Here is a 24,495-nt window from a genome sequence, read left to right on the forward strand (position 1 = left end):
CAACGACTCTACATCTTCAGCTGACAGCACAAACAGTTTTGATGATTGCGCGGAGCTTCGTAGGATCGATATCCGATTGAATCGTTGACGTGCGGGTCTCCCTTTCCTGGTTGCAGGATCTCGTCCAGGTAAATGAAGCCGCTGATCAACTCGGCGAACGCCTATCCATGGCTGGATTTGAGGTGGAGGAGATCGATGATTTGAGTCGATTCGCCCAAGGTGTTGTGGTGGGCCATGTGTTGGAGCGCGATAAACATCCCAATGCCGACAAACTCAGTGTTTGTGTTGTGGACATAGGGGCGGAGGAGACGGTTCAGATCGTTTGTGGTGCCAGCAATGTGCGGGCAGGCATTCATGTTCCTGTCGCCACCATTGGTGCTGTTCTTCCTGCGGTCAATCTCACGATTAAGGCTGGTGAGCTGCGTGGAGTGGCGAGCCAGGGAATGATTTGTTCGCTCGCAGAGCTCGGGCAACCCACGGATGTTGACGGCATTGCGGTCTTAGATGATCTGCTGGACAGTCTTCCGGCACCTGGTACGGCAGTGGCGTCTTGCCTTGGGTTGGATGACACTGTTTTGGAATTGGCGATCACCGCAAATCGGCCAGATGGTCTGTCGATGACCGGTATTGCAAGGGAAGTCGCGGCACTGACAGGTGCCGCTCTGCAGTTGCCCAAGCCGGTGGCGCCACAGGCGACAGCTGATTTGAACCCCTCAGCCGACCATGCTGCCGCCATGAAAGAGGGGGGTGTGTACGCCTTGACCGAAGTGAGTGGTCTCGATGGTGGGAAAGATGCTCCTGCCTGGCTCCAACAGAGACTTCTTCGGGCTGGTGTAAAACCCGTGAACGCGATTGTGGACATCACCAATTTGGTGATGTTGGAACAAGGTCAACCTCTCCATGCCTTTGACCTTGATGCCTTGGAACGGTTGTGTGGCCCCGATCTCAAGCCTGATGATTTTGGACTTAGGCAAGGACGGGCGAAGGAACCCTTTACGGGATTAGATGGCCGCACCATCACGGTTGACGAGCGTGTTCAGTTGGTCACCTGTCGTGATCGACCGGTTGCGATTGCGGGGGTGATCGGCAGTGCTGAGAGCGGAGTGACGGCCACGACCACCAAAATCTGGTTGGAATCAGCCCTGTTCACTCCCGCCTCGATTCGCAGCAGCAGTCGTGCAACAGGGTTGCGCACGGATGCCAGTTCTCGTTACGAAAAGGGGTTACCGCGTCAGATCACCTTGCCTGCAGCGGGTCGTGCACTCGAACTAATGGAACAGCTCCTAGACGGAGTGGCAGGCCGCAGTTGGCAGTGCTGTGCCGAGGAAGGCCCGGAACCCGTGGTGACCCTTCGCCGTCATGCTCTTCATCAACTGCTAGGTCCCTTGGCTTCTGACGACGATCAAGGAACCGATGTGAGTGATGAACAGGTGGAGGCGTGTCTGTCTGCGCTTGGTTGTGAGCTCAAGGCTTCAGAGGGCGGTTGGTCGGTGGTGGTGCCTCCTTCCCGTCGGATGGACCTGCTTCGGGAGGTGGACCTGATTGAGGAGGTGGCTCGTCTTGTGGGTTTCGACTGTTTTGGTGCTCACTTGCCTGATCCTTTGGTTCCCGGTGGTCTCACAGATATGCAGCAGGCGGAGCGCCGTTTGCGCCGTCGGCTTTGTAGTGCGGGCCTCCAAGAGATCACCTGCTTATCGCTCACCGGAGCAGATGCGGATGATCCCAATCGGATTCCGATTAGCAACCCATTGTTGGCCGAAACCAGCCATCTCAGAACCGCGCTCTGGCAGGAGCATCTCCAGGTCTGTCAACGCAACCTGCAGGCTTCCCAGCCCGGTTGTTGGCTGTTTGAAATCGGCCATGTGTTCCAGCCGAAGGGCCAGGAGATTGTGCAGACAGCCCGTCTTGGTGGGGTGATTTGCGGAGAACGGCGTCTTTCACGCTGGGCGACAAGCGGTAAGGCTCTCGTCCCCGATTACTACATGGCTCGTGGAGCACTCGCCTCCGTTTTGCACTCCTTGGGCTTGGAAACCAACGACCGCCCCTTATCGGACGATCCGCGTCTCCATCCCGGTCGGGCTGCAGCGGTGATGGTGGAAGGCCGAGCCCTTGGTTGCTTTGGCCAGCTTCACCCCATGTTGTGTGCTCAGTACGAGCTCCCTGATGCCACCTATTTGTTTGATCTGGATTTGCACCGTCTCCTGGAAGCGGCAACGCGTCGCAATCGCTGGGTGCCTTCCTTTAAGGCCTTCTCAACGCTCCCAGCGATGGAACGAGATCTCGCCATGCTTGTGCCAAAGACATTACCCGCTGCTGACTTGATGCAGGCCATTCGGAAAGCGGGGAAGCCCCTTCTCGAAAGTGTCGAGTTGATTGATCGGTTTGAAGGTGGTCAACTCCCAGATAATCAGTGCAGCCAAGCATTCCGGCTTCGGTATCGCGGCAAGGACAGCACGCTCACCGATGAGCAGCTTCAGCCCGTGCAAGAGAAGGTTCGACAGGCTTTGGTCAAACAATTCAAGGTTGAACTTCGCAGTTGATGCGCTTCAGGAGGACCAGGCATTCCAGATGGGTTGTCTGGGGGAAAAAGTCCACGGGTTGAATGCGATCAATGGCATAGGGACCGTCGTCTGAGACCAGGCGCTTGAGGTCCCTCGCCAGGGTTGCTGAGTCACAACTCAGGTAGGCCAGGCTCTTGGGTGGACAGTTCAAAATGGCTTCGAGCACATCTGCTGCTAATCCTTTTCGCGGTGGGTCCACCACAAGAGCATCGTGATCTGGCAGGGAATCACTCAGCAGAGAGGCCACGTCACCGGCTTCAAAGCGAGCATCCATAAGTCCATTTAAGGCCGCGTTTTGGCGCGCCTGTTGGACTGAAGCCGGATTGATCTCAAGCCCCACCACGCCTATGCCAGCTGCAGCGATGGGCAAGCTGATCGTCCCGATGCCGCAATAGGCATCAATGATGCGCTTGCATCCTTCACGCTGAAGAAGCCACTCCCGCAAAACAATCACGATCTGCTCGGCACGAGCGGTGTTTATTTGGAAAAAGGTGGTGGTTCCAAGCAGGAGTTGAAGATCGCAGAAGCATTCGCTGATGCAATCGCGACCAGCGAGCGTGTGGGTGATCGCTCCGAGCACGGTATTGCTCCGGCGCGGTTGCAGGTTCAGGGTCACACCTGCTACAGCAGGCCAACGGTTCATCCACTCCAAGGCCAGTTCTTTGATTCCTTTGAGTTCGGGTGTGGCACTGACCAAGGTGATCAGGATTTCGCCTGTTCGCATACCCACGCGCAAACCGAGGTGGCGAAGACCGGGTTCTCCACGCAAGTCAGCATCGGCTGGCCAACCACTGGCTTCTAGGTCTTGTTTCAGGGGTTTGATTAAGGCATCGATGCGTGGGTCTAAGACAGGACAACGATTGAGGTTCACGATCTGATGGCTTCCACGGCGGTAGTACCCCAACCGCAGCTGATCCTCTTGTCGAAGCAGGGGAATCAGAGCTCGATTGCGATAGCCCAAGTGCTCAAGATCGCTGTTGATCGGTTTCGGGGACTGGATGTCAATCCCACCGATCCGTTTCAGGGTTTGCTCAAGACGGTTGCGCTTCCATTCCCCCTGAATACTTTCTTCGAGGTGTTGGAGAGAACACCCTCCACAGTCTTTGGCAAGGATGCACGGAGCTTTTCTCGAGCCTGGGGCCGCCACCAACGTTTTGAGATGGCGCGCAAACCATTGCGACTTCTTGCGTTGCAGCAATTGCACCTGGGCCTTTTCCCCTGGAAGCAACTGGGGAACGACCACCACCCAGCCTTGCCAGCGAGCCAATCCCAGGCCCTGGTGATTGAGATCGGTGCCCAGAACGGAGATGATTTGACCAGCTAGTGGTGGGTCGCTCAAGGACTGGGCCATTGCAAAGGCGTAACACCAATCGCTGCAAATTCATGCGAAGCGATCGATAGCTCTAGACTCATTCAAGCTTGCCAGCTGACATGAGCGTTGTTCGGGATCTGATTCTCCAAGCAGATGACGATCTGCGTTACCCCAGCAGCGGTGAACTGCGATCCATGGTTGATTTCCTCAGCCAGGGTTCGATTCGTTTATCGGTTGTTCGAAGTCTCACTGAGAACGAGAAGAAAATTGTCGACGAATCAGCGAAACAGCTGTTCAGTCGAAAACCGGAATACGTTGCTCCTGGAGGCAACGCCTTCGGTCAGAAGCAGCGTGCCCAGTGCTTGCGGGACTACAGCTGGTACCTTCGCCTCGTAACCTACGGCGTTTTGGCAGGCAGTACGGAGCTTATCCAACAGATTGGTCTTGTGGGTGCCCGCGAGATGTACAACAGTCTTGGTGTTCCAATGCCTGGAATGGTGGAAGCCATGCGCTGCATGAGAGGGGCTTCCCTTGCACTTCTTTCAGAAGACCAGCAAGCACTTGCGGCTCCTTACTTTGATTACCTTATCCAAGGGATGCAGACCTCGACCTAAACCGTCTTGCCTTGATCCAATGGCCGCCGGAAGAGGCGGCTTTTTTATTGCCAACAACCACCAATCTTGCTTGCATACGTCTTAAGCGAGACGCAAGATGTGTCTTATTTCTGGTCTCATCTGCTATTTCTGCACCCCATGATGGGGCGCTGTTCATGGGGGCTGTTCATGGAAGCCTTGCTAGGCGTGAAGGCGATCCCTTGGTTGGCAAGAGTTGATGTTGTGGGTGCAAGGTGTTGCTGGATGGAGCCTCCCATAGCCAAGCGCACGGAAAGTTTCTTTTGGTCGCATAAAGAGTCTTGATTTGGACTTAAAATGGGACCAAGCATATGTCTTGTATGAGATTAATGAGACATAGGTTTGGCTGGGGCCAGGGCTTGGTCTCTGCTGTTGATTGTTCGCCCTTTTGCTTGGCTCAGTGAGCTGGCGCGGTAGGTCAATCGTCTTGCGTCACTGTGTCTATAGCAGGTACGCAAACTTTAAAACCCTTGCCCTGGCTTGTCTTGGCTTTGGCCAGGGTTGCCTTGGACACGGGATTGGAAGGCTTGGACAGCGTGTACATGCTGATCCGATCGCGATTCGAAGAACGATGGAGCTTTAGGTCTGGATGACGATGTGGTTTTTATTGGTTCAGGGGACAAGGGATTGATTGGGTGGCTCCCGCATTTAAAACGATGGAAAAGTGATGCGATAACAACAATTCAATCGCGCATCTTGCCTGAGACTCAATATGGGTCTTGATTTGGGACTAGGGCGCGACATATAAGTCTGGAGTTTCTCAGCTAGGTCTTGCAATGAGTCCTATGAATTGACTTGACTAAGACGGCTGCGACTCTTTGTCTTTGTAGAGCTCCCGCAGCATCTGATAAGCCTCATTCAGTCGTCTCATTCCATCCGTAGAGCCACCTGCATCTGGATGGGCTTCAATCGCCTTTTTCTTGTAGGCATCTCGGATGGAGCGCAGTGTGAGGGATGCTCCAGCTTGCGTGGGCAGATCGAGCAAGCGCAAGGCTCCATGCAGGGTCATGGTGGATTCCAAGGTTTCAAAAGAAGTCACACGCCGACTCCGTTTGAAGCGGTTCACAAACCGACGAATCAAGGTTGGGATCCGATCTGCCACGCTTCCGGCGGCAAACGGATCTTCGAGAACGGCAGCAGCGACAATCACATGTTCAAATTTTGGAGACTGAACGGACCATTCAGCGCAGACATCCTGCATCGATTGGTTTATTTGGCTCCAGGTGAAGGTGCGTCCCTCGCTTCCATCCAATTGGGGCCAAATATCTCGAGCCATCCAGAGCATCACCGCCTCCAGCACCGTTGCTCCGGGTTTCGATCCATAGAGATTGGTCCAATGTTCAATGGCCTTATCGCTGCAAGCGGTGAGGTGATCAAAGCTGACCACGGGGACAAAGGGACTGTCACGTCGTTCTTCTGGCGCTTTTGGATGTTGCAGGCTGGTTCGGATGGCCTGCGTGCGGCTGCGCACAAATCCGGGTAAGTCGATGCCTCGACTTTTCGTGCTGTTGTCCTTGGGTTGACTCGTGTCGGCGGATAGCACCGCAGCGATGTCTTGCGTCTCAGGCTCTTGACGACGGCGAACCAAGACGATGGCCCGGTCTTCGTCGTACGAGGGTTCCGTTGCTCGCGAGCTTTGCTCGGATGTCACTGCATCCGTGGAGGTCGAGACCGATGACAGCTCTGAATCTTCGATGCCGCCGGTGTCGAGAAAACCATCAACAGGTGTTTCAAGATCGGGCTCGTCCGTCCAGATCTCTTCCAGCAATCGCGTTAAGCAATCGCCTCTGGACCTGATGCACCACTCCTTTTTCAGCTCGTCGAGGCGATCAACGAGATGATCAGGTAGTTCAAGTGTGATCCGACGCCCCATTCAGCTTGCCGCGATGATCTGAGTAAAAGAGATGAGCGAAGCCTATCGACCTTGTAGTCGGCGCAACCAATCTTGTTGCGCCTTAATGGCATCGCGATACCGTTGCTCCAGCGAGTCATTGACGCGCTGAGGCATGATCATCGCTGGCGGATATTGCTTGGTACCACTGGATGGTGCGGCAACAGCCGGAGGTGCAATCCTTGGGGCTGGTTTCGGATAGGTCCGTGGTGTGGCTCGTGGCTGCGGTGTTGCTTGCGGCCTTGGTTTGTTCTCGTTCGCTTGAAGAGGTTTCGGCTTTGCATTGATCGCTGGTGGCGGCGTTGGTGGAACCACCTTGCGTTTTTTGGCCGCTTCCTCAGCTTTTCTTGCCGCTTCCAGCATCTCTTCCCGGCGCCGAATCAAGGCGAGCTGGGTCACGGGCACCACGCTGAGCAAGTGACCCGGTGTGGCATCCGCTGGATAAACAACACTCACCGTGACGGGATTCACAGCGTTGGCTTGAGTGTTGATTTGGCCGAGGGGCAGGCTCTGCCCTGATTTCATCCCAACATGAACTTCTCGATAGCCTTCGGCACTTTTAATTCCGATTGATCCCCGAAATGCTGTGAAAGGTTTTCGACCGGATGCCACTGGATGGCTTAAGACCAACTCATGAGCACCACCACCAGTGAGATTCATCTCAACATCAAATCGTACGCCATAGGTGCCAACATTGTTCAAGGCGGAGTCAATCATTCGTGTTGATAATTGATTCACCTGTATATCTCTCGTTCCAAAATGATGTTTGCGGGTGCTTGTTAGTGGAATATGCAATGCACCCTGTGAGAGATCATGATTAATCGAAGCCTTGTACTCATCGCCAATGGCAACGCCAGCAACTCTGGAAAAGACTTTGCCGGTACGGATTTCATTGAGACGATTTAAATAAATTCGCCCTGGAGCAAGTCTCTTGCTGTCTAGAACGGCAATCAGCTCCTGCTCTTGGTTGGTCTCCTCCGCTGCAACGACAGCCAGTTGGAAAGGTCCGTCGCTGCGGCCTCTCAACAGCCCGTTCATAATTCCTCTCGCAGGAAGAACTGAGCTCACAATCACTTTGCGACTTCGCGCTGGGATTGTTATTTCTCGAGGTAATTTGCGATCGAGTTCCCCTCTCAGCATTTGTACAGCTGTTGCGTCCCCTGGACCTGTGTTCCAAGGGCGTCGGCCAAGGGGCTTCACTCCCATCAAGCGATTGGGGTGATAAGGGGCCTCAAAGCTATTTTTAACGGAGCCTCTTTTGAACTTAAGAGTGACAGGATTGTTGCCTGGGTTGATGGCTATCGCTGCCACGGTTAGCAAGCCTCTGGCCCGGCGTCCTCCTAATTTGCTGCTGTCTTGGGGGTAATACTTATGATGCATATGGATGCCGAATTCACCATTAAATGTGAATTCGGCATTCCTCAAGGGCTGGTTGTTTTCGGCGGCGGTTGCAGTACCAGGCGTTGTGTTGACGAGGATTCCAGGCCCTTTGACAATTTCGGGTTGGTTGGAATGCAGGACGGGAACGTTATTAAAGGTGCCATTGAGAGAACGCGCCCTTTGCCCAGCCATTAAGGGCACATAGGCGTAGGCCTGCTCCATGACAGCGAAATCGTGTGTCGCAATTGCGACACTGATTAGGACCAGTTTTGATAATCGGTGCGACACGCGAGACTGGTTTTTGAGCAGTGAGGCTTGAGATTTCCGCAAGTTCCAAACCTAATCGTCTGGTTCAGGAGCGCCAAGTGTGTGATGGCAGTCCCGATTTCTGGAACAATTCGCCAGGATTATGGGAAAGCTTGTGTTTACTCATGCTGCCTCCCTTTTTCTGTCAGCCATCGTGTGAGTCCAGCCATTGGCGGAGTCATCACCAGCAACGAAAGTTGGAGATGCTCCGTTTCTGGCGTGATGGACTCGAGCGTCAACTGGCTGCCGTCACCGCAGCGATGACCACCCTTGAAGGTCAAATCCAGCGGGATCACAGCGAAGAGTCTTGATCGGCAAGCTCCTGTCGCAACTGGGCTAAGGCCCGTTTCAGCCTCCGTTGCATGGTCATGGCGCTGACACCCTGCTTTTTCCCGGCACCACGGAGGCTGGCACCTTCGATCACCACCTCAATCAGCGCCCTTTTCTCTGTAGGCGGCAACCCGTTGATGGCATCCCAGACACGTCGGGCCCTTTCCTGCATCAGCAGAGGCTGCCATTCAGGTTGGTTTGCTGCCACCCTGGTTTCGTCTAAGGGTTCCCAAGACTGACGGCGTCGATAAATCTGAACGTTGAGTTCGATCTCTGCGGTCATCCCCTGACTTTTGGCCGATTCTGAGGAATTGGTTTTGATGCTGCTCTGCGCTTGTTCTTGAAGGCGTCTGGGGAGTCTGATCAGCCCCACACTGTCTCTGAGGTAGTGAAGGATCGCTCCTTTGATGTGAGGCCTTGCATAGACCTCAAACGGCTTGTCTTGGCCTTGCTCATACCCTTCGGCGGCACGCAATAAGCCAAGCCTTCCCACTTGCTTGAGATCATCACGGTCCAGGCCCGACCGTTTGGCGTAGTGGCCAGCAATGGGATCGACCAGGTTCAGATGTCGCTCAATGCGTTCGTTTCGGATCGTTTGTCGTTTGTTCATGGCTGTTGTTGAAGGAGAGGGTCGGCAGCGGCCGGTGGTCCTTCTTCAGGCAGACATTTAGGAGGGGGACCCCACAACCGTGTTTCCACGGATTTCGAGCACCACCTCGCGCAATAAGGCCTCTGGACCCTGCATCCTTAGCCAATGCAGATCTGCGCCTGTTGTGGCCAAGAGATACCCGGCAAATCCAAGGGCATTCACGCTGAAACCTGCGGCTCCTTCTCGCCGACGCCTCACCATCGCCATCCATTGCGGGGTTAGTAACAGGTTGTAAAAGGACTTTGGGCGTTGATCTTGAGATGGATGACCAAGGCCTAATTGTTCAGAGAGTGATAAGTAGCTGGCGTAGAGGCCTTGAGCTTGTGCGGAGATGTCATTACTTTGGCTGATTCGCGAGACAACGGAGCAACCGTTCCATAACGGATCGCTAGCTGTTTCGGATTTTTCTTTTGATTCCAGGCGTTTTTGAAACCAGAGGTCTCTGGGACAACTTCTCTCGTCTTTGCTGCGGGGCAGAAGTTGAAGATGCCGATGGGGCTGACTTGCCCCTGCAATTGGTCCACTATTGAAAAACCACAGTCCGGAGGTGTCTTGGTCCACGTGAACCAACGCAGTCCAATCCGATAGATCTAGCCAACCATCCTGGGCGGCCCAGTCGGCCGTGATCAGCAGCATGTGTCCGCGTTGCACCGGATATTTGTTCAGGATCACGGCATGACCTGGATCCAAACGCGCCACCTCCAGGTCCCTATCCCAGGGTTTAAAAGGATTGGGTTTCGGCCCCTCTCTCTTTAAGTGTTTGGGTAAGCGGCTCTCGAGAGTTCTCAATTCAAAATTGGATTCTGCACTCTCTTCAAGACGTTCTAATGAAGTACTGAGAGGAACCAGCGCACCCGACTTAAGAGCCTTTTCGCTTTTCTCGAGCGCTCGATTCCAATAGGTCTCAGTTCTCATTTGTTTTCAACCTCGCTAAGGATGCGCCCACGTAATAACGACCGAGGATTTCATTGAACTTGAGCCCTTTCATGGCCAGATCTTGAGCGCCATGTTGACTCATACTTGCTCCTAAATGGCTGTGTGCTTCAGCAGCGATTTCACTGGTCGATGCATACAACGATTCCACAAGTCCTCCCTGGAAACTGAGAACGAGGCCCTGGGTGGCTTTGGCGGCGGCGGCAGTGGACGCGCTTTGACTTTTTAGGCCTCCATAGGCTTGCCAACGCGTGGTGTCGCCAAGATTGAAATCGGAATCGGCAGGACGAACAAGATGCACGAGGGCGTAGGACCGAGCCGCCACAGCTTGTGCTTTTAACGCTTCAGGATTCCAATGACTCGGCATCTCTGCCCCAACCACAGAAGCAACGTAACGCTCCAAAGACAGCTGATTAATCACAAGCCAACCGCGACCTCTGTTGAGGAAATAGACGGTCTCTGGATAGGAGCTTTCATTGACAACAATGGCCCCATTTTGGCCTGATTGACAGGTCACCAAATTCGAACGACGCTCGCTGAGAAGGCGTTCAAGGGCTCTTTTTTGCACGATCTCACCGGTGCTGAATCTGCACTCGGCCTGCCCTGATAGGTCCACGCGACGGGGTGGTGATTGACTTAACAAAGCAACGCGCACAATCGGATTGCCTGGGGCTCCGAGGGGCTTAGCACCAGGCGTTGGCTGCACGACCGATTGGGGTCTCGGAGTCTTGTTCTCCGGCTCATCACTTGATAGCTGACTAGAGGAATGACGCGCTGGCTGATCGGTTCCGGAGCTTTCCAGCAGCGTTTCGAGGGTGTGTTTTTGGCTTCGCTGTTGTTCCAGCTGACCAATGGCCTGGACACTCCAGGTGATCGCGCCGATCAGCCCCGCGGTGGCGGTCATCCCCAGCAACAGTGGTGTGAGCTGTCTCACTGTCCCTCGGACAACACTTTTGATCATGCCTGAAATCAACAGAGTTGCTTGGATTGGCCGTGCATTGATCGTGGGCCGTGGTGGTCTTGGTAAGGCATTGGCGCAGGAACTGCAACGTCGTCAGCCCGCTTTGGAGGTCCTGCTGTGCGGTCGCAGCGTGGTTTCAGAGCTCGACGATGGCGGAGAGTGGCTGGTGGACCTGGAGTCCCCTCAGAGCCTTGAGGCGTTGTCTCAGAGGCTCCTAGACGATCCACAGCCGCTGCGTTTGGTGTTGAACGCCACAGGGCGACTGCATGGAGGTTCGCTGACCCCTGAGAAGCGCCTGCAGCAGGTGAGTGCCGGTCAATTGATGGAATCCTTTGCGATCAATGCCGCGGGGCCCCTGCTCTTGGCGAAAGCGATTGAGCCTGCCCTGAAGCGTGACCAGCCGTTTCACTTTGCGAGCCTCAGCGCCAGGGTCGGGAGCATCGGTGACAACAGAAGTGGTGGTTGGTATGCCTACCGCGGAGCCAAAGCCGCCCAGAACATGTTTTTGCGCTCGTTGAGTGTGGAGTGGGCGCGGCGCTTTCCACTCGCCACGGTGACGATGCTGCATCCAGGCACCACCGATACAGCCCTGTCCAAGCCATTCCAAAATTTTGTCCCGCCGGATCGTCTGTTCAGCCCCCAGAAAGCGGGCGCCATGTTGCTCGATGTTTTGCTCCAGCAGACAGCAGAAGACAGCGGCCGCTTTCTGGCTTGGGATGGTCAGGACATTCCTTGGTGAGCGTGTGTTTTGAGGACGTCCAACGGGATTACCTTGAGCGCTGTGTGTTCCGTCGCTTCGAGGCGTACGGGTGGCGCCATCCCGTCGTCGTAGGCCTGTTTCCAGCGTGGGGCGCAGACACACCAGTGATCGCCTGGTTTGAGGCCAGGGAAGCCGAAGTCGGGCATGGGAGTGCTCAGGTCATTGCCCTGGGCCTTGCTGTAATTCAGAAATCGTTCTGACATCACACAGCAGACGCTGTGTTGCCCCATGTCGCTTGGATCGGTGCGGCAGTGTCCATCTCGAAACCAACCCGTCATCGGCTCACAACTACAGCCTTCAAGCGCACCGCCTAAAACGTTCAGATCACCCTGCCCAACTGGCTTTTGCTCTTGTTGTTGTGACGGCATTTGCTTGCATTGGCTGCCAGGAGTCTGCCGAACGACTGGCACATTCCGAGACGAGATGGTTGACGGATCACGGGGGTTAGGCGTTAAAGGTCGTTCAGTTATGCCTCCTCGATGGATTGGGAGTTCACTGAAGACGCGGCGTTTATCGCCCTCTGCGATGCGTTCCGCGAAAGTGGCGAATCATCGGCTATAGAGATCCTTGCCAATGGTGAGGGAGCCTTCCACTTTCAGGATCTTGCGCAGAACGCTGCGGGAGAGGGATTCGATTTGAGCGAATCCAGTGCCCTGGATGATTTTCAGCAGGAAGTCATCGACACGATGGAAAAGCTCTGCCAGGAGTGATCCTGCAGAGCTCATGACGATTGGGCTGTCAGCTGAAGTAAAAGCTGATTTCCTTGTCCTTCAACCCTTCCCAGCCAGCTTCGATTAATCGGGAGTTTAGGACGTCTTGGCTGAAATGCTTGGCCCCGGTGCGCACGATGCGGTTGCGCATTGATTTACGCACTCCACTGCGCTTGCGTTGAGCCTCTTGATCCATCACCTCGCGATAAAGGGTGAGCATCGCTTCCGGAAGAGGGCTTCCATCGATGTCCAATCCAGCCTTAATCGCATTGTCGATGGCGTCTGGGCCGCTGAAGTCCATGGGAGTGCATGCGTGACCTCAGAAGTCTGAGGCAACGCACTGCTGCATGGGGCTTAGGCGCTGAAGTAGCGAGCGTTGCTATGCAAAGCAACCAGGGCTGTTGTGCTCTGTTCAGGATGCAGTTGGTCGCTTTCATCCATGGTCAGACCGATGCGATCGGCCTGCAGCCATTCCAGTTGTTGGCGCGAATCCGCCACGTTGGGACACGCTGGATACCCAAAGGAATAGCGGCTACCCCTGTAGCGCTGGGCAAGAATGTCCCTGAGAGGCATCCCCTTGGGATCAGAGAAGCCGCATTCACGGCGAATGCGGGCATGGGTCCACTCCGCCAGCGCCTCTGCCATCTGAACGGCTAAGCCGTGAAAAAAGAGATAGTCGCTGTAGGCATCCTTGCGAAACAGCTCCTGGCTGAAGCGACTGGCTTCTTCGCCCATGGTGACGGCTTGCATCGGCAGCACATCGCAGGGTTGGCCCTCTTTGAGATCTCGGAAGAAATCGGCGATGCAATAGCGATTGCCACTGCGTTGACGGGGGATATCAAATCGTCCCAGCACTGCACCACCCTCCGGCTTGAACACCACTACGGAGTTGCCTTCCCGTCCGCAGGGGAAATAGCCATAGGCGACTGCTGGATGCAGCAAGTGGTCTTCTTTGGCGCGCGCCAGCCATTTCTGAAGGATTGGCTCCGCCTTATCAGCGAGGTCTTGTTCGTACTCGTCCCGGCTTTGGTTTTTGGCTTTTCGCATCTGCCATTGACCCGCGAAGAGGGCTTGTCGGTCGAGGAAGGCAATCACCTCGTCGAGTGGAATCTCTGCCTCACCTTGCAAGACCGACGCACCCAGGAAGGGGGTGATAACGGCTGTTTCTTCAGGAACGGCATCCGAGCGCTCGAAGCTGACGGGAAGCTTGAGATCCGCCGTCTCAGCTTGTTTTGACGGGCTCTCAGGCGATGCGTCGCTGGGATCAGGGGATTCCGCGTCACCTCCAATTGAAAGACCTTCAGGGGTGCCATCGAGAAAGCCAGCGCGATCATCCCAGCGATCTTTTGACTTCGCCGCCACAAGCGCATCCATGAATCGCAGGTCAGTAAAGGCATCCCGTCCATAAATGACCTTGCCGTCATACACATCGCTGCAGTCTTTGTTCACAAATCTGGGCGTTAATGCTGCCCCTCCAAGAACAACAGGAACGTTGATTCCAGCTTCATTGAAAGCTTGCAAATTGTCTTTCATGAAGGCTGTTGACTTCACAAGCAGACCACTCATGGCGATGCAATCAGCCTGATGTTCTTGCTGAGCCGTAATGATTGCATTGACGTCTTGCTTGATACCAAGGTTGATCACCTCATAGCCATTATTTGTTAAAATAATGTCCACCAAGTTTTTGCCAATATCGTGAACATCTCCTTTGACTGTTGCGATTAAGAACTTGGCTTTAGCGGATCGTTCCCCTTCTTCTTTCTCCATGAATGGTTCCAAAAAGGCCACGGCAGACTTCATGGTTTCCGCGGATTGAAGAACGAATGGGAGCTGCATTTGCCCAGAGCCAAACAGCTCTCCCACAACCTTCATTCCATCCAGTAGGAAAGTGTTAACGATATCCAGTGGCGGATAGTTTTCTAAACCCTCTTTAAGTGCATCTTCTAAACCAATTCTCTCGCCGTCAATAATGTGCTGTTTGAGCCGTTCTTCCACGGCTAGGTCGCTTAAGGATGGTCCTGATTCGCGAGCGGCCTTGGCGCTAACACCTTCGAATAAGGTTGTAAGCACTGTGAGCGGGTCATACGTGCAAACATCGCCTTCGAATCCACGACGATCATTGATTAAGTCGCGACAAACTTTCTGATGCTCTTCGCTGATTTTGATGAGCGGAAGAATTTTTGCTGGGGACACAATGGCTGCATCCATTCCAGCTTCGCAGCAATCATGCAAAAAGACTGAATTCAGCGTGATTCTGGCAGCAGGAGACAAGCCAAAGCTCACATTGGACACACCAAGAACCACGTGAACCTGGGGGAGATCCTCGCGAATTCTGCGAATGGCTTCAATGGTTTCCGCACCGTTGCGTCGATCTTCTTCAATGCCAGTGGAAATTGGCAGCGCCAGCGCGTCGTAAAAAATTTCTCGCGCTGGAATTCCATACTCGACAGCGTCTCGATAGGCTCTTTTTGCAATGGCAACTTTCTGGTCTGCAGTGCGGGCCATGCCGTCTTCATCGATCGTGCCAATCACAACCCCGGCGCCATAACGCTTGGCGATTTCTAAGACTTTGAAGAAGCGTTCATCTCCATCTTCGTAGTTGGTTGAATTGAGGATGCATTTGCCGCCGGCAACCTTCAGGCCTGCCTCCATTTTCTGCCACTCCGTTGAGTCGAGCATTAAGGGAAGGTTCACATTGGTGACCACTCGATTCACGAGCTCCCGCATATCTCTTTCGCCATCACGGCCGACATAGTCGACATTCACATCTAAGATGTGAGCATTCTCTTTCACCTGTCCTCGCGCAACAGCGACGAGCCCATCCCAGTCTTCTTCATTCAGCAACTCACGCACTTTCTTGGAGCCACTGGCATTGAGTCGCTCGCCAATGATTAAGAAGGAATTGTCTTGTAGATAGGGTGTTGCTCCATAAATGGATGATGCGGCGGCTTCATAGCTGAGAGCTTTTCTCTCATGGTGATATGAGCGCACCTTTCTGGGCGCGGCGCTCAGTTCTGATGAAATTTCAGAGAGCGCCGCAATATGGGCAGGCGTTGTCCCGCAACATCCACCAATGACTTGAACGCCAAGATCCTCCACGAAGTGCATGAGTTGCATCTTCAGTTCCACCGGTGTTAGGCGGTAGTGCGCCACACCTCCAACATTTTCTGGCAAGCCTGCGTTGGGGATGCAGCTCACCACGAAGGGAGCATTATCTGTTAAGTAGCGCATGTGCTCTTTCATTTGTTCAGGGCCTGTTGCGCAGTTCAGGCCGAGCACATCAATGGGGAAGGGTTCAATAATGGCAACAACAGCTGCAATGTCGGAACCCACCAGCATGGTGCCTGTGGTTTCCATCGTGACGGACACCATCAAGGGGCGGCGTTCACCGCTGGTTTCAAAGGCCTGTTCAATGCCTTGGAGCGCTGCTTTGATCTGCAGAACGTCCTGACAGGTTTCGATGATCAGTAGATCCACATCCCCGGCAATCAGTCCTTCCGCTTGCTCCTGATAGGAATCGCGAAGCAGATCAAAACTGATGTGTCCGAGCGTGGGTAATTTCGTGGTGGGCCCCATCGATCCCGCCACGAATCGTGGTTTTTCATCGGTGCTGTATTCCATGGCCACTTCTTTGGCCAGCTCTGCAGCCCGCTTGTTGAGCTCGAAGGTTTTGTCCTCTAGGCCGTACTCGGCCAGCACCACAGAAGCGGCGCCAAACGTATCGGTCTCGATGACATCACAACCGGCGTCAAGAAACTGTCGATGCACGCTTTGAACGGCATCGGGCCTTGTAACCACAAGGTTTTCGTTGCAACCTTCCAGGGCTTCTCCGCCGAAATCATCGGCGGATAGGTCCATTTGCTGCAGGGAGGTGCCCGTGGCTCCGTCAAACACCAACACGGGCCTGGACGGGTCATGCAGACGTTTTAAAAAGCGAGAGGCGTTGAGGGTGGGGGTCTCAGTAACGGCCTGCATCGCTTAATCGCTTCTCTCACCCCATTCTATGAACTGCTCTTGATCCCAAGAGCCATCCTTAGCCTTCGAGCTCGATCCTGGTCACCCAGTGGCTGAACTCCGGATCCTTTCCTTCCGTAATCGCAACCAGACGTTTTCTTAAGGCATCCATCACCGGTCGGTTGGTCGGCAAGACGGTGGATTCGAGTTGACGAATCGGCGTGATTTTCGCGGCCGTTCCCGTGAGGAACACTTCATCAGCGATGCAAAGTTCAGTTTTATCCACGGGGCGTTCGATCACCTGCAATCCCATGTGCTTGGCCAGCTCAATCACGCTGGAGCGGGTGATTCCCTCAAGAATGTCTTGATCAACGCCAGGGGTGATCAGGACGCCATCGCGCACTAAAAACAGATTCATCCCACTGGCTTCGCTCACCTTTCCCCGCGTGTTCATGAGCAGGGCTTCATCAAAGCCGCTGGTGACGGCTTCCGTTTTGGCAAGCGAACTCGTGATGTAAGCACCACTGATTTTTCCGCGTAGGGGAAGGGAGCGATCCTCCTGCCGGGTCCAACTACTGATTCGGCAACTCACGCCATCGGGAGAGAGGTAATCGCCAAGCTCTAAGCCGTAAATCAGAAAATCAGTCTCGATGTTGTGCAGCCGTGGTGCGATGCCTAAATCACTGGTGTAAACAAACGGTCTGAGGTAGATCGGCGTCGTGGGTTTGTTCGCCATGAGTACGGCGATCAGAGCCTCCATCACCGTTTCTTCCGTCAGATCAGCGAGCAAGAGCTTGGCGCTTTGTGAGAGGCGGCGCGCATGGCGATCGGGTCGAAACAACAGCATGCCGCCAGGTTTTTCCGGATCCGGTATGGCGCGCATGCCTCCGAACGCACCGGTGCCGTAGTGCAGGGCATGGGTTGCGATCGACACTTTGGCCTGGTCAAACGGGATGCAGCGGCCTTCAAACCAGGCGTAGGGAAGGAACTGATGCATCGCACATTGATCGATGCTCAAATTTTCTCACTCACCTCGCGCGGTTGGTGGGATGTGATCAGACCAGAATGGAGACATGCATCGACTGAGCAGTCTTCCGGGCGCCGAAAGCAACGAGGTTTTCACCGTTGTTGAGCAACCGCCCGCCCCGATTCTTTTCCTGACGAGCGCAGCGACCGATATCAGCACCCTTTCAGCCTGCCTTCGGCAGCCAGAGCTGCAGCATTGGAAGGAGCAGTTGCGAGCTTTACCCCTCGATTGTCTTCGGCATCCCGCTCAAATTGATCACTATCTGGCCACGACGGCGAGCTTGGCTCGGGTGCTGGTGGTGCGCCTGCTGGGTGGGCGAGGTCACTGGAGTTATGGGCTTGAACAGTGCCGGCGTTGGCAGGCGTCTGCGCAACATCGAACCTTGCTTGTTTTGGCGGGGACCGCCGATCAAGACGACGAACTCCATCCGATTGGATCGGTGTCTTCGACGCTGTCTCAACAATTAGCTCTGTTGTTGCGCGAAGGGGGGATGCCCAACATGACCAAGGTTTTGAAGGCGATTCATCCCTTCATCACCAGCAGCAACGAACCAGATCCCCTTCACGACGCCAAGGATCTTGAGCCGGAACGGATGGCGGACCCAGCCCCGTTTGACTGGCGTGAGGAACCAGGGGCAAGGGTTGGTGTTTTGCTGTATCGGGCCCATGCCCGCGCGGCTGACACGGATTGGTGTCATCAACTGTTGAAGGCGCTGAGAAGCCGTGGCCTCGCACCGCGTGCGCTCTGGGTGAGCAGCTTGAGAGATCCCGTGGTTCAGCAGGGGGTGCAGCGAGCGTTTCAAGCGCAGGATGTTCAGCTCGTGGTCAGCACCACAGCGTTTGCATCGGTCCAGTTCCAGGAGGCAGGGCTGGGCACTCCCCTTTGGGATGGTCTTGATCTGCCGGTCTTGCAGCTGCTGTCCTCGGGACGAGCCAAGCAAGCCTGGGACGCCACCACCCAGGGGCTCGATCCCATCGATCTCTCCCTTCAAGTCGTGCTTCCTGAGTTGGATGGACGCATCACCACAAGAATCGGAGCCTTCCGTGAAGTCCTGGATGCGGAATCCAGTTTGTCGACGGCGGTCAAAGGTTTGGTTCCCGACGCTGCTGGGCTGAATTGGCTGGCCGACCATGCCCGTTGTTGGGTGGATCTTCGTCAGACGGAGGCAGCAGAGAAGCGGGTGGCACTGGTGCTCGCGAATTACCCCGTTCGCAATGGCCGTTTGGCCAATGGGGTTGGTCTGGATACACCCGCCAGCACCATGAACCTCTTGAACTGGCTCGCTGAAGCCGGAGTTGCGCTTGGGAGTGAGTCGCTGCCTGATGAATCGCAAGCGCTGATGGCCCAATTGTTGTCGGGACGTAGCAACGATCCGGAGAGTTTTCACCTTCCGCCTCTTGGCTATCTCCCCCTCAACCACTATTTGCGCTGGTGGCGACGGCTCACACCCCAAGCCCGATCCCTGATTGAGGGTCGCTGGGGTTCGCCGGAACAGGCCGTGGATCTTGAGGAGAAGGGGTTTGCGGTGCATGGCGTGCTGTTTGGGCATGTGGCCGTGTTGATTCAGCCCAGCCGTGGCTATGAACCCGATCAAATCAGCGATCTCCACTCCCCTGATCTCCCTCCACCGCATCGATATTTGGCCCAATATCTGTGGCTTCAGGAGGTGCATGGCACCCAGCTGATGGTCCATGTGGGCAAACATGGCAGCGCGGAATGGCTACCGGGTAAGTCGGTTGGACTGAGTGAAGCCTGTGGGCCAGGCCTGGCGCTCGCTCCGATTCCGCATGTTTATCCGTTCATCGTGAATGATCCAGGCGAGGGATCCCAAGCCAAGCGTCGGGGCCATGCCGTGATTCTTGATCACCTCACCCCACCCTTGGGTCGGGCTGGGCTGCACGGATCTTTGCTGTCTCTCGAAGCCTTATTGGATGAGTACGTGGAGGCGCGTCAGGTTGCTGCTGAGCGTTGTGATGTGCTCGAGCAGCAAATCAAGCAGCTGCTACAAAGCCTGGATTGGCCTTCCTTCTCCAACCCAGCGAACGATCTACCCAGCGCAGCTGATCCAGACAACGACTCCTGGGCCCGCTGTCTTGATCAGGTGGAGACCTATCTCTGTGAGTTGAAGGAGGCGCAAATCAGAACGGGCCTGCATCGTTTTGGCAGCCAGCCTGAACCCTCGATTCAACGGGAGCTCCTGCTGGCGATTGCGCGATCGCCGTCTGGTGGCTGCCAAGGCATCACCCAGGCGATGGCCAAGGTGGTTGGACTGGAATGCGACCCCTGGTCGGATGAAGACGGTGCGCCTCTAAGCGACCACGACTGCAGAACCCTTGAGACGTTGGGCTGTGATCAGCCCAGACGGGTCTCGGCCGCTGTGAGTTGGCTCGATGCTCAAGCGCTCCGCTTGTTGGAGCAGATCACAGATGCGCCCTCAGAGCCATTGAGCCCTTTGCTGCAGCAGTGGCTTTACGACAACAAGGAGCCTGCATTGCTGCGCTTGCGCGACGAGCTGTTACCGCGTTTGTTGGCCTGTGCTTCCAGTGAAAAGAAGGCCTTCCTTGCTGCTTTAGACGGGCGAAGGATCGCGAGCGGCCCCTCCGGCGCCCCAACACGAGGACGTCCAGATGTGTTGCCAACGGGGCGTAATTTCTATTCCGTTGATCTGCGTGGTCTTCCTACCGAAGCGGCTTGGGATTTAGGGCGGCGAAGCGCTGAGCAATTGCTGGACCTCTACCGACTTGAGGAAGGAGAGGATCTACGGCACCTCGCGTTGTCTGTCTGGGGTACAGCCACGATGCGAAACGGCGGTGAAGACATCGCCCAAATGTTTGCCCTGCTTGGCGTTCGTCCTCTCTGGGATGGGCCAACACGGCGCATGGTGGACCTGGAAGTGATTCCTTTGAGCCTGTTGGCTCGACCCAGGGTGGATGTCACCTTGCGGATGTCTGGACTGTTTCGCGATGCCTTCCCTCAGCTTGTGGGCTGGGTGGATCGTGCTGTGCACCTGGTCTCAGCACTCGAGGAAGCAGACGCTGAAAATCCGCTTGCTGCGATCACCCGTCAGGAGGGTCCTCAAGCCAGGATTTTTGGATCGGCACCGGGTGCCTATGGCGCTGGATTGCAGGCCTTGATCGATTCAGGTCAATGGGAGAACCAGGACGACCTTGGCGAGGCTTTTTTAGCCTGGAGTTCCTGGAGTTATGACGGCGACGTTCAAGCCCAGGCCAATCGCTCTGGCTTGGAAGCTGCTCTTCAGCATGTGCAGGTGGTTCTGCATAACCAGGACAACAGGGAGCACGATTTACTCGACTCTGATGACTACTACCAGTTCCATGGGGGCATGACGGCAGCGGTGCGGCGCTCGGGAGGCACCTCTGTGCAGCCCTGGTTTGCGGACCATTCTCGCCAAGAGCGGCTTCGCATTCATTCGCTCAGCCGTGAAATCGACAAGGTGGTGAGAAGTCGGTTGTTAAACCCTCGCTGGATCCAGGGAATGCAACAGCATGGCTACAAGGGGGCGTTCGAAATGGGAGCCAGCCTTGATTACTTGTTTGCCTACGACGCCTCAACCGAAGCGGTTCCTGACTGGTGCTACGGGGCCATCTGTGATCAGTGGCTGCTGGAAAAGGACACACAAGACTTTTTGAGCCGATCCAATCCCTGGGTCCTCAGAGACATGGCCGAACGATTGATGGAAGCCGCCAACCGAGGGTTGTGGGCTCAACCGTCCCCCGATCAGCTCGAGCAGATCAGGGGATTGGTCCTCCAAGCGGAGGAGGCTGTTGAGAAAGGAGGCCTTAGTTGTTGAGGTCGCGGACCATGGCCTTGAAAGGATCGATGGATCCCGGCTTAGCCGAGGGGCTGCGGTTGGCCGATGGGTTGCTTGGCTGAATCTCGGGTTCGGATTTCAGTTCTTCCTTGCGGCCCACAGGAGCCGCATCAGGGGCCATTGGTGTGTTGACACCAGCTGTGCGCAAGGCATTCCCCTTGAGCTTTTGATCCAGCTGCTCCTGGGTCATCGTCTCGGCGAAGGTCTTTTTCACCGGCTTGGGAATTCCGTCCGAGAGCAAGGACGGAATTGAAGGTTCCTCGTTTGGTTTTTCTTCGCCCAGGCCTTGGGAGCGGGTTCCAACGGTGACGTCCATCGCATCAACTTTGGTCACCAACTCCTTGTTGCCAGGGTTGTCGGCGGTTCCGGGGAAGGTGCGACGAATCGTCTTGGCCTCGCGCATGTAGTCCACGTTTCCGTAGGACGAAGACGTGTCGGAGTCGAGATAGAAGGCTTCGGCTTTTGGCTTGGCACGATCCTTGGGAACGTCCTGTTGACCGTCATCCTTGGCGCTTGGATTCAGCAGCCGATCAAAGAGGCCCATTCCCGTGTTCCAGATCGTTGAGTGAATTTAGCGGCCTTTTAGGTCCAACCCGTGGGTATCGGTGCCGCAGGTACGCAAAAGGCCAAGGTTCTTTAACTGTTGGTCGATCGATTCACAGATCAACGGTGTGCAGGCCCAGTGCTGTTGCATGTCGTAGTCGTACCAGGCTTCACCCCCGTCGAAACCCAGTTCAGCCGCTGCATCAATCAACACCGAGAAGCTCAATCTGTAGCGCCCTGGATGGGCCAGGATTGCCAGCCCTCCAGCGTTGTGAATCGCCTTGCGAACCTCACCAGCCCTCAGAGGGGCGCCCACAGCGGCATCGCCGCTGGAATAGGGCACAAGTGCGGGATGTCCTGGCGTGAAGCCAAGGGCAAGGACATGGACCAAACAACCTTGCAGGATGCAACTGATTTCCATCCCACTCCAAAGCGTCGGCGTGTTTTCGCCGCGATTGCGAGCGCGATCAAGCCAGTCGTGCATCGGTTCATAGCCAGCGATCGAATGGTGATCCGTGACTGCGATGTGACTCAGCTTCCGCGCCGTGGCTTGTTCAATCAGAGCCACGGGTTCCAGGCTTCCGTCGCTGCAAACGGTGTGGCAATGAAAATTCAGTGAGCCAGGACAGCTCTCTGGTCCAATCGTTTCGAGGACAGCCCGCAACGGGTGCTGATCAGGCGTCACCAACGGACTCCTGCGCAAGCGCTGCTTCACGAAGACGACGCCAGCGGGCATAAAACTGAATCGTTGCGGCCATGAACACCACCAGACCAACGGTTAACCAGGTTGCTGCCCCTGTGGGGAACTGGGTTTTAAACACCACCAGCATCACCACCAAGACCAACAGCAGCGTGGGCAGTTCGTTGAGAGCTCGGAGTTGCCGACCGCTCCATTGGCAGACCCCAGCCTGAAGTTGGCCCATCAGTCGATAACAGAACACGTGATAGGCCAATAACAGCCCCACAAAACCGAGCTTTGCGTGCATCCAGCCTTGGTGCAGCCAGGACGGCTGCGCGATCAAGAGCCCTGCTGCCATGGTCACGGTGAGGATCAAACCAGGTGTGGTGATGATGTTGGCGAGGCGCCGTTCCATCACGGCGTACTGCGCCTTGAAGGCTTCGCGTACAGGCGACTCCTCCTCCTCTGCTTCAACGTGATAAATGAACAGCCTGACGAGATAGAACAGCCCGGCGAACCAGACCACCACTCCAACAATGTGAAGGGTCTTGAACCACAGGTAAGCCTCAGGTGGAAGCGTCAGTGTCATGACCCCATCAATCTCACCTGAACAATAGAAAGCCGCTAGCTGAGCGAGTCAAGAAATTGTTGTGCCTTGGTGTAATGCGTTTCCATGACCTCTGGCGCCATGCGATCAAGATTTCGAGCCATCATCGCTAGGCGGGGTTGAGATCGAAAAAATTCTCCATGGCGGTGAATGAAACTCCAAAACAAGCCGTCCCAAATGCCGCACCAATCTCCAGGTTTGTAGTCAGACATTTTGCGCACATAATTGGATCCAGATAAATAAGGCTTACTTGTAAAGATTCCTCCATCAGCAAATTGACTCATCCCATAGACATTGGGGACCATCACCCAATCGTAGGCATCCACGAACAGTTCCATGAACCAGGTGTAGATACGGGTGGGGTGAAAGCCGCATAGGAGCATCATATTTCCGAGCAACATTAAGCGCTCAATATGATGGCAATAGCCAGTGTCTATCGCGCGCTTAATGGCATCATCAATCGGAGGTATTCCTGTTGTTCCTTGATAAAAAGCATCGGGAATAGGGCGATCTTCAAAATTCCAAAAATTGCTATTGCGCATCGTGACTCCATGGCGCAAGTACATGGCAGCCATGAATTCACGCCAACCAATGATCTGTCTCAGAAAACCTTCAAGAGAATTCAGGGGGATCTCAACGCTGTCTGCGGCTTCCAGGGTTCTGTTCAAAACCTGTTGGGGCGTGAGCAGTCCGAGGTTGAGCATCGGCGTCAGCACGCTATGCCACATCACGCGGTGATGGGAGCTGATGGCATCCTCATAGGTGCCAAAACCAGCCAGTCTTTGTTCCAGAAAGGTATCTAACCATTGGTATGCTGATAAGTGATCAACGGGCAAATCAATCGATTGTTCCTCAGGAACCGTGATTCCCTTAGGAAGTTTTTTACGGTTGTCTGCGTCATAACTCCAACGTCCACCCACAGGAGCTCCCTGAGCATCGATCAAGACACCTAAGCGCTTGCGCTGCATTTGATAGAAGTTGGCCATCATTGGCTTGCGTCGACCATTGAAATGGTCATCCATCACTTCGGTTGGCGTAAGCAACATCGGAGTGGACAGAACCTCTAAGACACAACCTCTTCGTTGCAGCGTGTTTCTGACTCTTTTGGTTAAAAGATCATCGATTGGATCAGCGAGGTAAAACGTTTGGTAGCCAGAGTCGATCAGTTCGCTCAGAAGATCTGACGTCTGTTGCTGGGCATTGGGCGTCAGCGTGATGAGGCGATGGCCTTGGGATTCCAGACGCTTCTGGTAGGCCAGCATCGATTGCTGATGCAATTGGCGCTTGCGGGGATGGATCGTGAGGGGCCAATGAGGATCACCTCCAAGAATTAAGCCGTCAGCAATCAGGGCAATGCTTCTGTTGGCACGAATCCCCGGATGGTGTTCGAACAGCTGGTGGGGAAAGACAAGGGTGATTTCCATAGCG

At 55.1% G+C, this 24,495-nt stretch carries 19 protein-coding genes; 5 read left to right on the top strand and 14 right to left on the bottom strand.

The window, feature by feature from the left end; all coding sequences use genetic code 11:
• Nucleotides 1-89: 89 nt before the first annotated feature.
• A complete protein-coding gene (gene pheT / locus SynROS8604_RS07035; RefSeq protein WP_186545644.1) occupies nt 90-2,540 on the top strand; it encodes a phenylalanine--tRNA ligase subunit beta in 2,451 nt (816 codons plus the stop codon).
• On the opposite strand, the gene rlmD is transcribed toward pheT, so the two are convergent.
• Nucleotides 2,518-3,912, bottom strand: a complete 1,395-nt coding sequence (gene rlmD, locus SynROS8604_RS07040) for a 23S rRNA (uracil(1939)-C(5))-methyltransferase RlmD (RefSeq protein ID WP_186545645.1) — start codon at nt 3,910-3,912, stop codon at nt 2,518-2,520. The genes pheT and rlmD overlap by 23 nt on opposite strands.
• A gap of 80 nt (nt 3,913-3,992) precedes the next feature.
• On the opposite strand from rlmD, the gene SynROS8604_RS07045 reads away from it, so the two are divergent.
• Nucleotides 3,993-4,487: an allophycocyanin subunit alpha-B gene (locus SynROS8604_RS07045; RefSeq protein WP_186545646.1), complete on the top strand. Its 495-nt coding sequence runs from the start codon at nt 3,993-3,995 to the stop codon at nt 4,485-4,487.
• Between the two features lie 817 nt (nt 4,488-5,304).
• Here the strand turns inward: SynROS8604_RS07045 and SynROS8604_RS07050 are convergent.
• The 5 genes from SynROS8604_RS07050 to SynROS8604_RS07070 all read right to left on the bottom strand — a co-directional run bounded on the left by SynROS8604_RS07050 (nt 5,305) and on the right by SynROS8604_RS07070 (nt 10,898).
• Nucleotides 5,305-6,378: a molecular chaperone DnaJ gene (locus SynROS8604_RS07050; RefSeq protein ID WP_186545647.1), complete on the bottom strand. Its 1,074-nt coding sequence runs from the start codon at nt 6,376-6,378 to the stop codon at nt 5,305-5,307.
• 42 nt (nt 6,379-6,420) lie between these two features.
• Nucleotides 6,421-7,998 carry a DUF3370 family protein gene (locus SynROS8604_RS07055; RefSeq protein ID WP_186545648.1) on the bottom strand — a complete coding sequence of 526 codons (1,578 nt, stop codon included), beginning with the start codon at nt 7,996-7,998 and terminating at the stop codon, nt 6,421-6,423.
• Between the two features lie 376 nt (nt 7,999-8,374).
• Nucleotides 8,375-9,022: a sigma-70 family RNA polymerase sigma factor gene (locus SynROS8604_RS07060; protein WP_186545649.1), complete on the bottom strand. Its 648-nt coding sequence runs from the start codon at nt 9,020-9,022 to the stop codon at nt 8,375-8,377.
• Nucleotides 9,023-9,079: 57 nt separating this feature from the next.
• On the bottom strand, nt 9,080-9,976 hold the full coding sequence (locus tag SynROS8604_RS07065; RefSeq protein WP_186545650.1) for an ATP adenylyltransferase: 897 nt from the start codon (nt 9,974-9,976) through the stop codon (nt 9,080-9,082).
• Nucleotides 9,966-10,898, bottom strand: coding sequence for a SpoIID/LytB domain-containing protein (locus SynROS8604_RS07070; RefSeq protein WP_186545651.1), 933 nt, complete (start codon nt 10,896-10,898; stop codon nt 9,966-9,968). Before SynROS8604_RS07070 ends, SynROS8604_RS07065 begins: the two co-directional genes overlap by 11 nt.
• A 55-nt stretch (nt 10,899-10,953) precedes the next feature.
• Between SynROS8604_RS07070 and SynROS8604_RS07075 the strand changes: the two genes are divergently transcribed.
• The gene (locus SynROS8604_RS07075; protein ID WP_186545873.1) at nt 10,954-11,694 is read left to right on the top strand and encodes an SDR family NAD(P)-dependent oxidoreductase; all 741 of its coding nucleotides are present in this window, start codon (nt 10,954-10,956) and stop codon (nt 11,692-11,694) included.
• Here SynROS8604_RS07075 and SynROS8604_RS07080 read toward each other — a convergent pair.
• Nucleotides 11,676-12,083, bottom strand: a complete 408-nt coding sequence (locus SynROS8604_RS07080; RefSeq protein ID WP_186545652.1) for a DUF2237 family protein — start codon at nt 12,081-12,083, stop codon at nt 11,676-11,678. The two genes, SynROS8604_RS07075 and SynROS8604_RS07080, sit on opposite strands and share 19 nt — an antisense overlap.
• A 111-nt stretch (nt 12,084-12,194) precedes the next feature.
• Here SynROS8604_RS07080 and SynROS8604_RS07085 point away from each other — a divergent pair, with 111 nt between their 5' ends.
• Nucleotides 12,195-12,425 (top strand): hypothetical protein, encoded by a 231-nt coding sequence (locus SynROS8604_RS07085; protein WP_186545653.1) that lies wholly within the window; start codon nt 12,195-12,197, stop codon nt 12,423-12,425.
• Between the two features lie 28 nt (nt 12,426-12,453).
• Here the strand turns inward: SynROS8604_RS07085 and SynROS8604_RS07090 are convergent, their stop codons facing one another.
• From SynROS8604_RS07090 to SynROS8604_RS07100, 3 genes are read right to left on the bottom strand one after another with little or no spacing between them, the layout of a single operon-like run.
• Nucleotides 12,454-12,726, bottom strand: a complete 273-nt coding sequence (locus tag SynROS8604_RS07090; RefSeq protein WP_186545654.1) for a DUF4090 family protein — start codon at nt 12,724-12,726, stop codon at nt 12,454-12,456.
• Between the two features lie 53 nt (nt 12,727-12,779).
• Nucleotides 12,780-16,400: a methionine synthase gene (gene metH, locus SynROS8604_RS07095; protein ID WP_186545655.1), complete on the bottom strand. Its 3,621-nt coding sequence runs from the start codon at nt 16,398-16,400 to the stop codon at nt 12,780-12,782.
• A gap of 58 nt (nt 16,401-16,458) precedes the next feature.
• Complete coding sequence (locus tag SynROS8604_RS07100) at nt 16,459-17,376, bottom strand: branched-chain amino acid transaminase (RefSeq protein ID WP_186545656.1); 918 nt, start codon at nt 17,374-17,376, stop codon at nt 16,459-16,461.
• Between the two features lie 76 nt (nt 17,377-17,452).
• On the opposite strand from SynROS8604_RS07100, the gene cobN reads away from it, so the two are divergent.
• On the top strand, nt 17,453-21,217 hold the full coding sequence (gene cobN, locus SynROS8604_RS07105) for a cobaltochelatase subunit CobN (protein ID WP_186545657.1): 3,765 nt from the start codon (nt 17,453-17,455) through the stop codon (nt 21,215-21,217).
• Here cobN and SynROS8604_RS07110 read toward each other — a convergent pair.
• The 4 genes from SynROS8604_RS07110 to SynROS8604_RS07125 are packed head-to-tail and all read right to left on the bottom strand — an operon-like array spanning nt 21,207 to nt 24,491.
• Nucleotides 21,207-21,782 carry a hypothetical protein gene (locus tag SynROS8604_RS07110; protein ID WP_186545658.1) on the bottom strand — a complete coding sequence of 192 codons (576 nt, stop codon included), beginning with the start codon at nt 21,780-21,782 and terminating at the stop codon, nt 21,207-21,209. The genes cobN and SynROS8604_RS07110 overlap by 11 nt on opposite strands.
• 27 nt (nt 21,783-21,809) lie before the next feature.
• The gene (locus SynROS8604_RS07115) at nt 21,810-22,517 is read right to left on the bottom strand and encodes a PHP domain-containing protein (protein WP_255445261.1); all 708 of its coding nucleotides are present in this window, start codon (nt 22,515-22,517) and stop codon (nt 21,810-21,812) included.
• The gene (gene hemJ / locus SynROS8604_RS07120) at nt 22,456-23,049 is read right to left on the bottom strand and encodes a protoporphyrinogen oxidase HemJ (protein ID WP_186545659.1); all 594 of its coding nucleotides are present in this window, start codon (nt 23,047-23,049) and stop codon (nt 22,456-22,458) included. Before hemJ ends, SynROS8604_RS07115 begins: the two co-directional genes overlap by 62 nt.
• 35 nt (nt 23,050-23,084) lie before the next feature.
• Nucleotides 23,085-24,491, bottom strand: coding sequence for a cryptochrome/photolyase family protein (locus SynROS8604_RS07125; RefSeq protein ID WP_186545660.1), 1,407 nt, complete (start codon nt 24,489-24,491; stop codon nt 23,085-23,087).
• Nucleotides 24,492-24,495 lie beyond the last annotated feature (4 nt).

This window comes from Synechococcus sp. ROS8604, assembly GCF_014279655.1.
Classification (GTDB): Bacteria; Cyanobacteriota; Cyanobacteriia; order PCC-6307; family Cyanobiaceae; genus Synechococcus_C.

What these genes read in the sequence shown, in the direction of transcription:
- rlmD (WP_186545645.1), bottom strand. Translation starts at nt 3,912, where the DNA reads ATGGCCCAGTCCTTGAGCGACCCACCACTAGCTGGTCAAATCATCTCC.
- SynROS8604_RS07045 (WP_186545646.1), top strand. Translation starts at nt 3,993, where the DNA reads ATGAGCGTTGTTCGGGATCTGATTCTCCAAGCAGATGACGATCTGCGT.
- SynROS8604_RS07050 (WP_186545647.1), bottom strand. Translation starts at nt 6,378, where the DNA reads ATGGGGCGTCGGATCACACTTGAACTACCTGATCATCTCGTTGATCGC.
- SynROS8604_RS07055 (WP_186545648.1), bottom strand. Translation starts at nt 7,998, where the DNA reads ATGGAGCAGGCCTACGCCTATGTGCCCTTAATGGCTGGGCAAAGGGCG.
- SynROS8604_RS07060 (WP_186545649.1), bottom strand. Translation starts at nt 9,022, where the DNA reads ATGAACAAACGACAAACGATCCGAAACGAACGCATTGAGCGACATCTG.
- SynROS8604_RS07065 (WP_186545650.1), bottom strand. Translation starts at nt 9,976, where the DNA reads ATGAGAACTGAGACCTATTGGAATCGAGCGCTCGAGAAAAGCGAAAAG.
- SynROS8604_RS07070 (WP_186545651.1), bottom strand. Translation starts at nt 10,898, where the DNA reads ATGACCGCCACCGCGGGGCTGATCGGCGCGATCACCTGGAGTGTCCAG.
- SynROS8604_RS07075 (WP_186545873.1), top strand. Translation starts at nt 10,954, where the DNA reads ATGCCTGAAATCAACAGAGTTGCTTGGATTGGCCGTGCATTGATCGTG.
- SynROS8604_RS07080 (WP_186545652.1), bottom strand. Translation starts at nt 12,083, where the DNA reads ATGCCGTCACAACAACAAGAGCAAAAGCCAGTTGGGCAGGGTGATCTG.
- SynROS8604_RS07085 (WP_186545653.1), top strand. Translation starts at nt 12,195, where the DNA reads ATGGATTGGGAGTTCACTGAAGACGCGGCGTTTATCGCCCTCTGCGAT.
- SynROS8604_RS07090 (WP_186545654.1), bottom strand. Translation starts at nt 12,726, where the DNA reads ATGGACTTCAGCGGCCCAGACGCCATCGACAATGCGATTAAGGCTGGA.
- metH (WP_186545655.1), bottom strand. Translation starts at nt 16,400, where the DNA reads ATGCAGGCCGTTACTGAGACCCCCACCCTCAACGCCTCTCGCTTTTTA.
- SynROS8604_RS07100 (WP_186545656.1), bottom strand. Translation starts at nt 17,376, where the DNA reads ATGCATCAGTTCCTTCCCTACGCCTGGTTTGAAGGCCGCTGCATCCCG.
- cobN (WP_186545657.1), top strand. Translation starts at nt 17,453, where the DNA reads ATGCATCGACTGAGCAGTCTTCCGGGCGCCGAAAGCAACGAGGTTTTC.
- SynROS8604_RS07110 (WP_186545658.1), bottom strand. Translation starts at nt 21,782, where the DNA reads ATGGGCCTCTTTGATCGGCTGCTGAATCCAAGCGCCAAGGATGACGGT.
- SynROS8604_RS07115 (WP_255445261.1), bottom strand. Translation starts at nt 22,517, where the DNA reads ATGCCCGCTGGCGTCGTCTTCGTGAAGCAGCGCTTGCGCAGGAGTCCG.
- hemJ (WP_186545659.1), bottom strand. Translation starts at nt 23,049, where the DNA reads ATGACACTGACGCTTCCACCTGAGGCTTACCTGTGGTTCAAGACCCTT.
- SynROS8604_RS07125 (WP_186545660.1), bottom strand. Translation starts at nt 24,491, where the DNA reads ATGGAAATCACCCTTGTCTTTCCCCACCAGCTGTTCGAACACCATCCG.